The 13,876-nt window shown below is 50.6% G+C and carries 14 protein-coding genes, 1 tRNA gene and 2 pseudogenes; 8 read left to right on the top strand and 9 right to left on the bottom strand.

Going from position 1 to position 13,876, the window contains the following annotated elements; all coding sequences use genetic code 11:
* Nucleotides 1–8: 8 nt before the first annotated feature.
* Together AC1DUO_RS10665 and AC1DUO_RS10660 are read left to right on the top strand one after the other, a co-directional pair.
* Complete coding sequence (locus AC1DUO_RS10665; protein ID WP_134706618.1) at nucleotides 9–563, top strand: GNAT family N-acetyltransferase; 555 nt, start codon at nucleotides 9–11, stop codon at nucleotides 561–563.
* 162 nt (nucleotides 564–725) lie between these two features.
* Nucleotides 726–1,898 (top strand): annotated as a pseudogene (locus AC1DUO_RS10660) (sugar transporter); the annotation flags it as partial.
* Nucleotides 1,899–1,985: 87 nt separating this feature from the next.
* On the opposite strand, the gene AC1DUO_RS10655 reads toward AC1DUO_RS10660, so the two are convergent.
* Nucleotides 1,986–2,402, bottom strand: coding sequence for a DUF2000 domain-containing protein (locus AC1DUO_RS10655; protein WP_013574124.1), 417 nt, complete (start codon nucleotides 2,400–2,402; stop codon nucleotides 1,986–1,988).
* Nucleotides 2,403–2,534: 132 nt separating this feature from the next.
* Here AC1DUO_RS10655 and AC1DUO_RS10650 point away from each other — a divergent pair, with 132 nt between their 5' ends.
* A complete protein-coding gene (locus AC1DUO_RS10650; RefSeq protein WP_013574123.1) occupies nucleotides 2,535–3,011 on the top strand; it encodes an Lrp/AsnC family transcriptional regulator in 477 nt (158 codons plus the stop codon).
* Between the two features lie 55 nt (nucleotides 3,012–3,066).
* Here AC1DUO_RS10650 and AC1DUO_RS10645 read toward each other — a convergent pair whose 3' ends face one another.
* The 4 genes from AC1DUO_RS10645 to AC1DUO_RS10630 all read right to left on the bottom strand — a co-directional run bounded on the left by AC1DUO_RS10645 (nucleotide 3,067) and on the right by AC1DUO_RS10630 (nucleotide 6,862).
* Complete coding sequence (locus tag AC1DUO_RS10645) at nucleotides 3,067–4,170, bottom strand: amidohydrolase (protein ID WP_013574122.1); 1,104 nt, start codon at nucleotides 4,168–4,170, stop codon at nucleotides 3,067–3,069.
* A 47-nt stretch (nucleotides 4,171–4,217) separates the two neighbouring features.
* Nucleotides 4,218–4,685: a YjiG family protein gene (locus AC1DUO_RS10640; protein ID WP_013574121.1), complete on the bottom strand. Its 468-nt coding sequence runs from the start codon at nucleotides 4,683–4,685 to the stop codon at nucleotides 4,218–4,220.
* Nucleotides 4,678–5,358, bottom strand: coding sequence for a nucleoside recognition domain-containing protein (locus tag AC1DUO_RS10635; RefSeq protein ID WP_015689416.1), 681 nt, complete (start codon nucleotides 5,356–5,358; stop codon nucleotides 4,678–4,680). The genes AC1DUO_RS10640 and AC1DUO_RS10635 overlap by 8 nt, the downstream gene beginning before the upstream one ends.
* A 364-nt stretch (nucleotides 5,359–5,722) precedes the next feature.
* Nucleotides 5,723–6,862, bottom strand: a complete 1,140-nt coding sequence (locus tag AC1DUO_RS10630; protein WP_131638648.1) for a M20 family metallopeptidase — start codon at nucleotides 6,860–6,862, stop codon at nucleotides 5,723–5,725.
* A 128-nt stretch (nucleotides 6,863–6,990) separates the two neighbouring features.
* Here AC1DUO_RS10630 and AC1DUO_RS10625 point away from each other — a divergent pair, with 128 nt between their 5' ends.
* The 3 genes from AC1DUO_RS10625 to AC1DUO_RS10615 all read left to right on the top strand — a co-directional run bounded on the left by AC1DUO_RS10625 (nucleotide 6,991) and on the right by AC1DUO_RS10615 (nucleotide 10,105).
* Nucleotides 6,991–7,896, top strand: coding sequence for a LysR family transcriptional regulator (locus tag AC1DUO_RS10625; protein WP_037035253.1), 906 nt, complete (start codon nucleotides 6,991–6,993; stop codon nucleotides 7,894–7,896).
* 150 nt (nucleotides 7,897–8,046) lie between these two features.
* Complete coding sequence (gene argG / locus AC1DUO_RS10620; RefSeq protein WP_015689414.1) at nucleotides 8,047–9,408, top strand: argininosuccinate synthase; 1,362 nt, start codon at nucleotides 8,047–8,049, stop codon at nucleotides 9,406–9,408.
* A gap of 280 nt (nucleotides 9,409–9,688) precedes the next feature.
* The gene (locus tag AC1DUO_RS10615; RefSeq protein ID WP_217216617.1) at nucleotides 9,689–10,105 is read left to right on the top strand and encodes a hypothetical protein; all 417 of its coding nucleotides are present in this window, start codon (nucleotides 9,689–9,691) and stop codon (nucleotides 10,103–10,105) included.
* Nucleotides 10,106–10,130: 25 nt separating this feature from the next.
* On the opposite strand, the pseudogene AC1DUO_RS10610 reads toward AC1DUO_RS10615, so the two are convergent.
* Nucleotides 10,131–10,277, bottom strand: a pseudogene (locus AC1DUO_RS10610) (helix-turn-helix domain-containing protein); the annotation flags it as partial.
* A 4-nt stretch (nucleotides 10,278–10,281) separates the two neighbouring features.
* Here AC1DUO_RS10610 and AC1DUO_RS10605 point away from each other — a divergent pair.
* Nucleotides 10,282–10,644 (top strand): tyrosine-type recombinase/integrase, encoded by a 363-nt coding sequence (locus AC1DUO_RS10605; RefSeq protein WP_477987276.1) that lies wholly within the window; start codon nucleotides 10,282–10,284, stop codon nucleotides 10,642–10,644.
* A 10-nt stretch (nucleotides 10,645–10,654) separates the two neighbouring features.
* Nucleotides 10,655–10,933, top strand: a complete 279-nt coding sequence (locus AC1DUO_RS10600; protein WP_477987274.1) for a hypothetical protein — start codon at nucleotides 10,655–10,657, stop codon at nucleotides 10,931–10,933.
* Between the two features lie 185 nt (nucleotides 10,934–11,118).
* Here AC1DUO_RS10600 and AC1DUO_RS10595 read toward each other — a convergent pair whose 3' ends face one another.
* The 3 genes from AC1DUO_RS10595 to lysS all read right to left on the bottom strand — a co-directional run bounded on the left by AC1DUO_RS10595 (nucleotide 11,119) and on the right by lysS (nucleotide 13,868).
* Nucleotides 11,119–11,547 carry a hypothetical protein gene (locus tag AC1DUO_RS10595; protein WP_477987272.1) on the bottom strand — a complete coding sequence of 143 codons (429 nt, stop codon included), beginning with the start codon at nucleotides 11,545–11,547 and terminating at the stop codon, nucleotides 11,119–11,121.
* A gap of 566 nt (nucleotides 11,548–12,113) precedes the next feature.
* Nucleotides 12,114–12,187, bottom strand: a tRNA-Gly gene (locus AC1DUO_RS10590).
* Between the two features lie 151 nt (nucleotides 12,188–12,338).
* Entirely contained in the window at nucleotides 12,339–13,868 is a 1,530-nt protein-coding gene (gene lysS, locus AC1DUO_RS10585) for a lysine--tRNA ligase (protein ID WP_013574115.1), read from the bottom strand.
* Nucleotides 13,869–13,876 lie beyond the last annotated feature (8 nt).

Below are 13,876 nucleotides of genomic sequence, written 5' to 3'. Positions count from 1 at the left end.
GGACCACCATGGAACTCGCCGTCACGAACGCTGATTTTTACCTTAAAATTTTGGGGCCGGAAGACACGGCTGTCGTTCATGCTTATTTTCGCGATAACGCCGCGCATCTCGCGCCGTGGGAGCCTTTACGGCCAGCGGACTTTTACGCGCCTGAAACCCTGCGGGTCCGTCTGAGCAATGCTTTTGATGAAGCGGCCTGCGGTACGGCATTCCAGTTTGGCATCATCAGCCGTGAAACCGGTGACATGCTCGGTGCCTGCAATTTTACCGGCATCGCCCGCGGTCCTTTTCAGGCCTGCCATCTGGGATATTCGGTCGCGGAAAACCAGCAGGGAAAAGGACTGATGCATCGGTCGCTGACAACCGCCATTGATTACCTGTTTCGCGAGCAGGGTCTGCACCGCATTATGGCCAGCTATATTCCGGACAATCATAAAAGTGAGCGCGTACTACTGCGTCTGGGCTTTGAACGCGAAGGGTATGCGAAATCATATCTGAAAATTGCCGGTTGCTGGCAGGATCACGTACTGACTTCCCTGATCAATCCTCACGACAATGCGTGAGGAACATCACAGTTACCATCACTAAAATTGTCGCCTGAAGATTTATCTGATAGGCCAATTTTCTGTTTCATTTTTCGAACAAATAAAACACACTATGCGTTCAACAGGCATCTGGCAGACAGATGCCTGATTTCAACATCTTCTTATAAGTCATAAATTTCAATGCAATCAGATACCGTTTCGCGCAGGACAGCATGGCTTCGCGTTGTGATGATGGCTATTGCCGCATTCATCTTCAATACCACTGAATTTGTGCCCGTCGGATTACTCTCCGACATCGCCGCCAGTTTCAATATGCAGACAGCACAGGTCGGCCTGATGCTGACCATTTACGCGTGGGTGGTCGCGCTGATGTCGCTGCCGCTGATGCTGCTGACCCGCAACGTTGAACGAAAGCGCCTGCTGATCATCATCTTTTGCCTGTTTATCGCCAGCCATGCGTTATCTGTCGTCGCCTGGGATTTCTGGAGTCTGGTGGCCTCGCGCGTCGGTATCGCCCTCGCCCACGCCATTTTCTGGTCGATCACCGCCTCACTGGCGATCCGTGTGGCACCGGCCGGTAAAAAAACACAGGCACTCAGTATGTTAGCGACCGGCACCGCACTGGCAATGGTGCTCGGCTTGCCGCTGGGTCGTCTTATCGGTCAGTATCTTGGCTGGCGAACCACCTTTATGAGCATCGGCATCGTTGCGCTGATGACACTGATTTGTCTGATTAAACTGCTGCCGCCGCTGCCAAGTGAACATACCGGCTCACTGAAAAGCGTGCCGATGTTGTTCCGCCGTCCGGCGCTGGTCGGTATGTATCTCCTGACTGCGCTGATAGTGACCGCTCACTATACGGCATACAGTTATATCGAACCGTTTATCCAGAGCGTTGCCAACATGGGTGAAAACTTCACCACTTTCCTGCTGCTGATTTTCGGCGGCGCGGGTATTCTCGGCAGCATTGCGTTCAGTTTGCTTGGCAACCGTTTCCCGGCAGCCATGCTCAGCGGCCCGATCCTGCTGGTCACGCTTAGCATGCTCCTGTTGTTTGTGGCGGTGATGAATCCGGTCGCGATTTCAGTACTGTGTATTATCTGGGGACTGGCGATGATGATTATCGGCCTGGCAATGCAGGTGCGCGTGCTGGCGCTGGCGACCGACGCCACCGACGTGTCAATGGCGCTGCTTTCCGGTATTTATAACATCGGTATCGGTGCCGGCGCGCTGATCGGTAATCAGGTGAGTTTGCATCTGGAAATGAGCAACATCGGCTACGCCGGTGGCCTGATCGGCTGTGTCGCGTTCATCTGGTGTCTGACGATTTTCAAACGCTACCCGCAACTGAAAGCGACGAGCYGAATACGGATTAGCGCAAACCTCAGACCGAATACCATTCCTGTATTCGGTCTTTTTTATATCTGTATCTTCAACACATTAGCGCAATAACTTCAGGTTTCCCGTCAGCGATTTAATCCACTTTTCCGGCCCCACCAGCCCGACACCGTCGATCACTTCATCGTATAAATCCCGCAACGGGAACGTCATTTCGTATTGCTCAAACTGATGCATCGTGCGCGCAAATGCCGGGAACGGCACCACACTGCGCTCGCCTGCTGCGTCCAGTGCTTTAAACATCAGCGCCTTAATGTGATCGGGCGTGGCCTGCAGAATCGGCAGCGGAGTTTTAGAGATAGTATCGGTCGTGACACCCTTTGCGTCAGTCAGCGAACTGCCCGCCAGCATCGGGAATTTTGCCGCTAATCCGATGCCAATTACGCCTGCCGTGTTCGCCAGTAATCCCGGCGGAAGTTCGGGATTGAGAATAATTGCCACCCGCAGTTTATCTGCCATTTTTGCGCCCTTTTCATCATTATTGATGACAAAAATGATAGCGCCTGGCCGCTGAAAGGTGCTTTCTTTTCCCGCCGTAAAATGCCCTAATCTGGTTATCTCTTTCTTAAAATCACATTTAAAAGGCAGATTATGTCCGCATCTGAAATTTCACCGGCAGACCTTCGCATTCTCAAACAACTTCAGGGTTCGGGCAGAATGACCAATCAGGAGCTGGCGGAAAAAGTGGGCATGGCCGCTTCTCCCTGCTGGCGGCGCATGAAACAACTGGAAGACAGCGGCATAATCACCGGTTATCAGGCGAACATCGACAGGAAAAAAATCGGGCTGGGGTTGCTGGCGTTTATCCGGGTGAAAATCGACAGTCACAGCGAGGAAGATGCGCAACGTTTCGAGCAGGAAGTGGGGGCGCTGCCTTCGGTGATTGCCTGTTACGCGATTGCCGGTGATGCGGATTTTCTGTTGCAGGTGGTCGCTAAAGATCTCGACAGTTTTTCCAGTTTCGCGATGGAAGTGGTGCGTCGTCTGCCGGGCATCAAAGAGATGCAAACCTCGTTTGTGCTCAGGGAAGTGAAACCGCTGGATGTGCTGCCGCTGGAGGGAATGTAAGGCAATGCCCGACAAAAGCCGGGCATATTTTTAAAACAATGACGCGCCGTAATGCTTATCCCAGCACTCTTTTCACGCAGCCTTTAAATACCCTGACACCAATGTCCAAAGCGTCGAGATCAAAGCGCATATCAGGATGATGCAGCCCGGGCGTGAGATTCGCGCCCAGTCCCCAGAACCCGGTTTTAATGGCCGGACGCTGGCGTGAATAGTGGAAGAAATCTTCACTGCCCGGTGTAAATTTCGGTTCAGTCAGGCCCTCTGCACCTAAAACTTCTGTAACTGATTCCGCGATAATCGCGGTCACGTCACTGTCGACTTCTGCCGCAGGCATCTCTTTCATCACATGAATTTCCGCGGTGGCACCCAGCGCCGCCACGCTGTGCTCAATCGCACGAATCACCTTTGCTTTCAGTTCATCCATCGGTTCATTGTGCTGCGAACGCAAATCCCAGCACACGCGGGCTTCCGCTGGCACAGAATTGGTCACACCCGCATCGCACAGGAAACGGGTGGCTTTCACGCTGTATGTCAGGCTCGGTGCCAGATGAATAGTATTCACTGCCTGAACCGCCGCCACGGCGGCATCCAGCGCGTTAATGCCCAGGTGCGGGCGCGCCGCGTGAGAAGGAACACCGGTGATAATCGCCTCAACCGTCGCACAGGCAGAGTAATACATTGCGGGCACCGCCTGCCCCATCGGGCATTCTTCAAGTGGCCGCACATGGAACCCCAGCAGCATATCCACATCATCAATGGCGCCCCCTTCCACCATGGCCAGGGCGCCGGTGCCCAGCTCTTCAGCGGGCTGAAACAAAATTTTCAGGCGGCCTTTTTTAACCATGCCTTCTTTCATGATTTCCTGCGCCGCTGCGAGCACGACAGAGGAGTGACCATCGTGGCCGCAGGTATGGCGCGCCACCAGCTCGCCATCAATGATATGGCCGAGTGCATCCATATCGGCACGCAACGCCATGACCGGACCGGGCTTGCCGCTGTCGATTTCAGCGATAATTCCTGTGGTGCCGTTCACATGACGCGTGACGTTAAACCCCGCATCTTCAAGCGCCTGCGCGATATAAGCCGATGTTTTAAATTCGGTAAAACCCAGTTCAGGGATGAGATGTAAATGTTGATAATGTTCAATAGCTTTCGACACGGGTAAACACTCCGGTAAATTCATTTTCAAAACAGTGCAATCGAAAATCAGGCAAAAATTCGCATCAGGATCATCGAAATAATGGCGTTCAGTACGCTGGTCAGCATCAGCAGAGGCCAGTATTTTTTCGGCACATCCGCCACGCCAAGCAGGCGTCCCATGTATTGCAACTGAGAACCCATCAGGAAAATTGCCGGTGCCAGGATGGTAATCTGCGTCATATCCAGCGTGCCTTTGGTCAGCAAACTGATAGCTACACCCGTACCCGCCGAAGACGATAGCCATGATGTGAGCAGCACGGTAACGGCTTCACCTGGCAATCCCAGCAACCCCATGAGCGGCGCGAAAATGTGCCCCACCAACGTCATTACGCCGAGCAGATTGAGCATTTCTGAAATGACGTAAGCCATTACCACGTTAGGCATCAGATTATTGATAGCAATATTGAAACCTTTACGGGCACCGACCACGAAAATATCGAACGGGTTTGAGGAAACTCGGGTGGCATTACTCATTTTCAAAATCTCTTTTATAAACGGTGTTCAACACAAAGCGGACAAATACCGCGCCGACAAATTTCATCACGAACATCACCACCAGCGGAATAATCACCGGCATGGTTAATGATGCAAACATAGCGGAACCGATGGAGAAATAGTTGTTGATCAGACCGGCACCGGAATATTGCCATGCGCCCATGATCACTACGTCTTTCTTTGTGACCTGTTTATTATCGTAGAGCTCTTTACTTAATGCAGCGCCGGCGTCAGTGCTTTGCAGATCGGTAATTAACGCCAGACCGGTGTGGCCGGGAATGCCTAATATCGGCTTAAGCAGTGGTGTTAATAATTTATGTGCAGCCCGGATAGCCCCGTAGTGCGTAAATATTTCTAATAATCCCAGTGCCAGCATGACCGTCGGCACCAGAGATAAGGCAAAAAGGAAACCGGCTTTCGCACTGACACCGCCCGCCCCGACAAACGTGCTGGTTTCACCTTTCATAGTACCGAACGAACCGCCCAGCGTGGTGAAGTCAAAGGCTCCCAGCCACGCCATGCCATCCACCTTTAAAAATGCACCAGAAAACAGCAGGATAACGACAATAAGCGACACGTATGCCCCCTTACCGACTTTCCACTCGTCCACCTCAGGGGTGGCTCTCTGTTCTGATATTCGTGTGTCACTCATACTAACGTTCCTTCTCTGGTATCTGTCTGCAATAAAAAATCAGGAATACAATTCCTGTCAGTTTTCAATGAATGTCATGTGAGAAAACAGGTTATTCATTCAGCACCTGATTTCTGCTCATTTTTATTTTTAACCACAGACAAGAGAGCAGGAAACGTGCCAACTTTCACTTTTTAATAAACAGTAAAAATAGTTAAAAAACAGATAAAAAATAAAAAAGAAAAATAGCCCTCATCGTAATAAAGGCTTTTTAATAAAATCATTCAATCGCGATGAAATAACCCGAGATTCATTGCACCATTTTGGTTTATGACGCACCAATAAAGGGCCAGGTATTTTATTTCATGCACTGTTTATCAACATGTCATACGACTACTTCCCCACTGCCCAGAATTATTTCAGCAAGCAATGCTGCCCGCAGCGGAATATCATCAATAATAATATGTTCGTCCCGGGCATGAATGCCGGAGCCTGTCGCACCCAGTCCGTCGAGCGTGGGGATACCCAGCGCCGACGTAAAATTACCGTCGCTGCCGCCGCCGACCGCTTTGCCTTTCAGCGCAATTCCCAGCCGTTCAGCAGCATGCTGCGCCTGCAAAAAAAGCGCTAAATTCTGCGGTGTCTGTTCCATTGGCGGGCGGGACATCCCGCCGGTGACCACCACCTGCGCACCGGCAAGATGCGGCTGGCAATCTTTGATTGCCGCTTCCACGCGCGCGGCCTCTGCCATATTGGTCACACGTAAATCCACACCCAGTACGGCATGATCGGCGACCACGTTAATTTTACCGCCACCGCTTGCCAGACCGACGTTGACCGTCGTGCCAGCCTCTGGGGCATTCAGGCTGTGAAGGGCTAAAATCTGATGCGCCATTTCCTCAATCGCGCTGATGCCATCTTCCGGATTGTTGCCCGCATGGGCCGAACGACCGGTGATTTTCACTTCAAACCTGCCGGATCCTTTACGGGCAATTTTGGCCTCATGGGTACGCGCCACGGCCGGTTCGGCCACCAGAACCCGTCCGGAATCAGCAGCACATTGTTCAATCCATTTACGCGATGACGGGCTGCCGAGTTCTTCATCCGAAGGACAAATAAACTGAATGCGATGTGGCGACAGCGCGCCGGTTTGTACCAGCGCCCGCACCGCCCAGATTGCCTGCACCAGCCCGCCTTTCATATCCAGCACACCGGGCCCATATAAACGGCCGTCTTTTTCCACCATCTCCAGCTCACCGCATTCCCACACAGTATCGAAATGGCCAAGAATACTGGTCACCTGCGGCCCGTTACCGACACTGAACAGCAGATGATTGCCGAGTTTTTCCTGCGGGCAAACCTGTGCCTGCACATCCAGCCGCTCCGCCATGATGCTTTGCAGTACGTCTCCGCAACGGTCAACCGCCACTTTATTCAGCGAAGGGGATTCGGCCTGAACCAGGCGCTTTATATCACTGAGGATCAGCGAGGCATGTTGTTGCAGATAGTCATACACGGTTGGCATGAAATTTCCCGATGTCTGTTTTGTCGTCAATTTTGATTATCTACAACCCATCACATAATATAAATGTCGTTTCAATGACTATATTGTTGCCTTTTGGTCAACAGACACCGGGAACACCGATGAGCCAGATGTTTCACGAGAAGCAGATCAGTTATCTCTACGAGGTGGGGATCCAGGGCGGGATCCGCCGTGCGGCCGATATTCTGGGCGTCAACGCTTCGGTGATCAGCCGTCAGATCGCCCTGCTGGAACGCACACTGCAACTGCCCTTACTTGAACGCAGCGGACGCACAGTGGTGCTGACCGATGCCGGAAAACTGCTGGCGGATGATTTTTTTGAAAGCCGGATACGTCGCGAAAAACTGGAGCGGCATCTAAAAGATTTGCGCTATATGAAAGGTGGCGCGGTCACCATTCGCGTCGGTGCCGGGCTGGTTGATACCTTTGTCGAACACGTACTGAAAAACTTTGCGACATCCTATCCCAATGTTTTTGTGGAAATTGTCGCAGGGAATATGCAGGAAACCCTGGCGTCGATTGTCCAGGGTGAGGCCGATATGGCACTGGCGTTTGGCCCGATTGGTAACCCGGAACTGAAACGACACAGTTTTCCGTGGGGGCCGATCTGCGCAGTGGTCAATCCGCAGCACCCGATCGCACATCTGAAAACAGTCTCGATCGAAGAACTGAACAAGCACCCGCTGATTTCACTCAGTGAGACGTTTGGTTTGCAACGCCACATGAACGCGATGTTCCAGAGCAAAGGTTTTTTGTTCACTCCTGCCTACCGCTGTAACCTGTTCTCGACGGCCATGAGCCTAAGCATTTCAGGCATGGGGATTTCCTTTATGAGCGCACAGGCGGCAGGTGAACGCATCGAGCACGACATTCTGGTGGCGGTTCCCATTGATCACCCTATCGCCACCGAAGCCCAGTGCCATTTATTGCGCAATTCAGACCGGCGTTTCACGCCCGCAGCGCATCATTTATGGCAGTTACTGCTGAATTTTTTCCAGAAACAGAATGAGCGGTAAGGCGTTTTGCAGTGCATGACAATTAGATAGTTATGCGGTAAAATTTACATAAATATGCAAAATGTCTTTTACCCGACGCCGGTTTTGCGATATCAATATAGGCATTGAAACTTTTAGCAGACAGACCCCCATTCATACAGGATTTAACCGATGACAACTATTCTCAAGCACCTTCCTATCAATCAGCGTGTGGGGATTGCATTCTCCGGCGGTTTGGACACCAGTGCAGCCCTGCTGTGGATGCAGAAAAAAGGGGCGATTCCTTATGCCTACACGGCCAATCTGGGTCAGCCTGATGAAGAAGATTACGATGCCATTCCGCGTAAAGCGATGGAGTACGGTGCAGAGAAAGCCCGCCTGATTGACTGCCGTAAACAACTGGTTGCAGAAGGGATTGCCGCCATTCAGTGTGGCGCATTCCATAACACTACGGCGGGCGTGACTTACTTCAATACCACGCCGCTGGGCCGTGCCGTGACCGGCACCATGCTGGTTGCCGCAATGAAAGAAGACGGCGTCAATATCTGGGGCGACGGCAGCACATATAAAGGTAACGACATTGAACGTTTCTACCGTTACGGTCTGCTGACCAATGCTGAACTGAAGATTTATAAGCCGTGGCTGGATACCGACTTTATCGATGAACTCGGTGGCCGTCATGAGATGTCCGAATTCATGATTCAGTCCGGTTTCGATTACAAAATGTCGACCGAGAAAGCCTACTCCACTGACTCCAACATGCTGGGCGCAACGCACGAAGCCAAAGATCTGGAATTCCTCGACTCCGGCGTCAAAATCGTTAACCCGATTATGGGCGTGAAATTCTGGGACGAGAATGTGGTCGTGAAAGCGGAAGAAGTCTCCATCCGTTTTGAGCGTGGTTATCCTGTCGCACTGAATGGCGTGACCTTTGACGACAGCGTGGAGCTGATGATGGAAGCCAACCGCATCGGCGGTCGTCATGGCTTGGGGATGAGCGACCAGATTGAAAACCGTATCATTGAAGCCAAAAGCCGTGGCATCTACGAAGCCCCGGGGATGGCGCTGCTGCACATCGCTTATGAGCGTCTGCTGACCGGTATCCATAACGAAGATACCATCGAGCAATACCATGCAAATGGCCGTGTACTGGGTCGTCTGCTGTATCAGGGCCGTTGGTTCGATCCGCAGGCTCTGATGTTGCGTGACTCCGCACAGCGCTGGGTCGCCAGCGAAATCACCGGTGAAGTGACTCTGGAACTGCGTCGCGGTAATGACTACACCATCATGAATACGGTATCTGAGAACCTGACTTACAAACCAGAGCGTCTGACCATGGAAAAAGGCGATTCGGTGTTCTCACCAGATGACCGTATTGGTCAGCTGACCATGCGTAACCTGGATATCACCGATACCCGCGAGAAGCTGCAAAACTACGTTGAGACAGGCTTGCTGACTTCTTCCGCCTCTACCGGTTTACCGCAGGTGGATAACAATAATCTGCCACGCGGATTGCAGGTGAAGAATAAGTAATTGCTGTTGGTTTAAAAAGAAGCAGGTTTGGGTGAATCATCTGAACCTGCTTTATGTCTACGTCAGATCCCTTCATTTCCCCCTCTGTTGTTACCTGTTCCACAGCCTGATCGGAACAAACTGAGTTTTTCAGAATGTTTTGGCATAACCCGTCAGCCCTTTGTAATTCATTGCTTTTCCCTACCATGATTTACAGAAAATTAGGATTTTCCCACGCACTATTTTTCCTTCTCAGGACTAACATCCATCTGGTGTGAGCCCCTGTTTATTAAGGAAAGCGATGAACGTTAAATCTCTGGTTTTAGGACTGTCTCTGATTATGGGACAAGTGGGTTATGCGGCAGCGGACAGTTGCCGTGCGAACATTTTTGATGGACAGGACTGTCGATATGACGACGGGACAACATCGACCAGTCGGGCAAATATTTTTGGCGGACAGGATGTGCGTTACAGCGATGGCCGAACATCCAGCAGCAGGGAGAATATCTTTGGCGGCCAGGATGTCCGTAATAGTGATGGCAGCTCCTCATCAAGCCGTCAAAACGTCTTTGACGGGCAGGATACACGCTATAGCGATGGCAGCACGTCAAGCAGTCGCGCCAATATCTTCGAAGGACAGGATACCCGTTATAGCAATGGCCACACTTCAAGTAGCAGGGCGAATATTTTCGACGGGCAGGACACCCGCAATTACTGATGCCCTGCCCGCTCAATAATTAGCACTAATGATTTCGTGTACGGCGTTCAATTAACTGATGTGTTTTCGGGTAGTAATAACGGCTCGGCCAGATAACCGCAGGATGAACGCCAATCGCCTGACCAATCAGTATTTACCCTTTCGGCCACGGACGTGAAAGCGCGTAGCTTAACCAAGTGGCTAAGAACAAAACTGAGGTAATGATTCCAGATAAATTTAATGGTTTGCAAGGAGTTGCAGGGAGGAGATCACACCCTACTCACGTCTGGTTATTCGAAGTTGAATCAAACCGTGCAATCGGTAAGGCCATAAGCCGTCAGAGCGTATCTAAGGCGTTTAAAGAGGCTGGGGACAGGTTAGGTGCCAAAGTCGGGACACATACCGGCAGAAAGACACTGGGCTATAATATCTATCAGCAATCAAAAGATATCGGGTTAGTGATGAAACTACTAAACCATCCCAGTGCAGCCGCCACGCAGGCATATATCGGCATCTCTGACTCTGATGTAGAAAAGGCTATGATGAACGTTAAATTCTAAGGAAGCAGCAATGTATCCAATAAGCTCATTAGGCGCTTTGTTCCTTGAATTCCTTGGATGTCTGGCAGTGATTTATATGCTTTACAGAGCAATAACTGAACCTAAGTTAGCCTTAATGATTGTGGGGCAGCTTACATGGTTACTGGGCACTGTCTATGGGAGTGCAATACTTGCAGTAAAGCTTTTCCCTGGAGAAAACTCTTTTCTGCGCGGTGCTGCCAGCGGAGTAATCATTCTTATGGTAGGTAATTGGCTATTTAAACGATTCTGGAAGAGACGCAATGTTTAAGCTCATATCCGTGATGCTGATGGCTTTTAGCTGCGCGACTTACGCAGACATCACATTGATACTTAGCGACGGGCAGGAGACAGCAGAGGGCGGTAAATTGTGTTTTTATGAATAAGCATTTACATCCTTCCACCGCTCTCGAGCATACCCCTAATCCGTACTTTCTATACTGACGATAATAATGTTTATCGTGATTTAGGATAAATACTGTTCCTACAGTTTCTACAAAACCAAGTTGCAGAGTATTGCCCTGTCGCTGCCGAGAAGCCCATATGTGTCTGAACATTGTCGACTTCATAACATTTCGGGCAAAAAGCAGTTTCATCACCTTCTTTCCAATAAAGTCCATCTTTGAAAATGAAGGTGTTCTTTCCTTCTAACTTAGCTTTGAGATCTTGTATCTCTTCGTCCTTGCTTAATAAAACAGCTTTAAGACTAACAAATTCACTTTTCACCTCTACAAGGTCGTCAAGCAGGTCAATCAAAGTATTCCGCATTTCAGCAGCAGTGAGTTCATCATCACCTTTTTTGCGTAGGCTACGGACTAAATCAACCGATTTGTTAACAAGCTCAAGAGTACCTGAGATAGCAGCAAGAGAAACAGGATCAGCCATTTTTATTTCCTTATGAGTGATTATATTGCTCGAAATTATATCAAAATCTTATACTAATATCAGAATTCCCCCAATTGTTAGTATTTAAAGAATTAACCCCACTTAGCGCCGTGTTGGGCATACCAACATAAAGCGCCATAAGCGTAACATCAGGGTTTTGTCAGTTAACCGCTCTCTTATCGAGTACCGATCGTTTATGGCTCGGTGAACACCACAGCAGAGCCAGATCCTTTCCCGATCTGGTTAGGCTTCCCAACATTTGCTCGTTTATCCACTGCGATGTCATCACGACAGGCAGAAATGGGACACCGCGCTAAGTGTGGAACGGTTAAAAGTTTAGGGAGTTTGTCGTGGTGATGACTGCCGTGGTTTAGGCTTTTTGTTCATGTTGAGCTATCGCAGTATGAACTTTGAACGACTGCCAACTATTTGATATGCTCCCTCTTAACCACACACCAAACAGTAACAGCTACGGGTGTAGTTCAATGGGGCTGAAAGCATGAGAAGTGAGTTATCACTTTGCTGAAAGCGTTTATAAATCAACTTATTGATTTATAAAGAGACAATGGAGCGGGTGAAGGGAATCGAACCCTCGTATAGAGCTTGGGAAGCTCTCGTTCTACCATTGAACTACACCCGCATCGGTGTGCGAGTGGCATTATAACCGGTTACGACGGCGGAGCAAGACGTGATTGCGGATAAGCGCTGGAGTTTTAAGCAGTTAGCATATGCCGTGATCTGTGGCATGGAAAAGGGCGCCGGAGCGCCCTTTTTGTGTTTCTGAGGAGAGCTTATTTCTGTGTCTGCGGACGCATTGCCGGGAACAGGATAACGTCGCGGATGGTGTGGCTGTTGGTGAACAGCATAACCATACGGTCGATACCAATACCCAGACCCGCAGTCGGTGGCAGGCCATGTTCCAGCGCTGTCACGTAGTCTTCGTCGTAGAACATCGCTTCGTCGTCGCCTGCATCTTTCGCAGAAACCTGATCAGCAAAGCGCTGTGCCTGGTCTTCTGCGTCGTTCAGCTCAGAGAAACCATTACCGATTTCACGGCCACCGATGAAGAACTCGAAACGGTCAGTGATTTCAGGGTTCACGTCATTACGGCGCGCCAGCGGAGAAACCTCTGCCGGGTACTCGGTAATGAAGGTTGGCTGGATCAGCTGTGCTTCGGCGGTTTCTTCGAAGATCTCGGTCACGATACGGCCCAGACCCCAGCTCTTCTCGATTTTGATACCGAGTGATTCTGCGATAGCGGTCGCTTTTGCCAGATCGTCGAGATCAGCCACGTTAGTTTCCGGACGGTATTTGCAGATCGCTTCACGCATGGTCAGCTTGGCGAAAGGCTTGCCGAAATCGAAAGTCTGGTCGCCGTACTGCACAACGCTGCTGCCCAGAACAGATTCAGTCAGGGTGCGGAACAGAGTCTCGGTCAGAACAATCAGGTCTTTGTAATCCGCGTACGCCATGTAGAGTTCCATCATGGTGAACTCTGGGTTGTGACGCGGAGAAACGCCTTCGTTACGGAAGTTACGGTTGATTTCGAACACGCGATCGAAGCCACCGACAACCAGACGCTTCAGATACAGTTCCGGCGCGATACGCAGGTACATGTCGATATCGAGCGCATTGTGGTGAGTGATGAACGGACGCGCTGCCGCACCGCCAGGGATCACCTGCATCATCGGGGTTTCGACTTCCATGAAGCCGTTTTCCACCATAAAGCTGCGGATGCCAGACATGATCTGAGAACGGATTTTGAAGGTCTTACGGGAATCTTCGTTAGCGATCAGGTCGAGATAACGCTGACGGTAACGCGCTTCCTGATCCTGCAAGCCGTGGAATTTGTCCGGCAACGGACGCAGTGCTTTGGTCAGCAGACGCAGTTCAGAACAATGGATCGACAGTTCGCCGGTCTTGGTTTTGAACAGTTTACCGGTCGCACCCAGGATATCGCCCAGATCCCATTTCTTGAATTGCTCGTTGTAGATGCCTTCTGCGAGGTCATCACGCGCAACGTAAAGCTGGATACGGCCACCGACATCCTGCAGGGTCACGAAAGATGCTTTGCCCATAATACGGCGGGTCATCATACGGCCACCCACGGTGACTTCGATGTTTAATGCTTCCAGTTCTTCGTTGGTCTTTTCGCCATATTTCGCATGCAATTCATCAGAGATGCTGTCACGACGGAAATCGTTAGGGAAAGCGATACCGGATTCGCGCAGTAAAGCCAGCTTCTCACGACGAGATTTCAGCTCGTTGTTAAGATCTGGTACGTTTTCTGCGCTTTGCGCTGCTGGTTGTTGCTCAGACATTTTGGTTC

Source organism: Rahnella sp. P4_A8 (assembly GCF_056402435.1).
The sequence above is the reverse complement of the archived record's forward strand: the minus strand, read 5'-3'. Positions and strand labels throughout refer to the sequence as shown.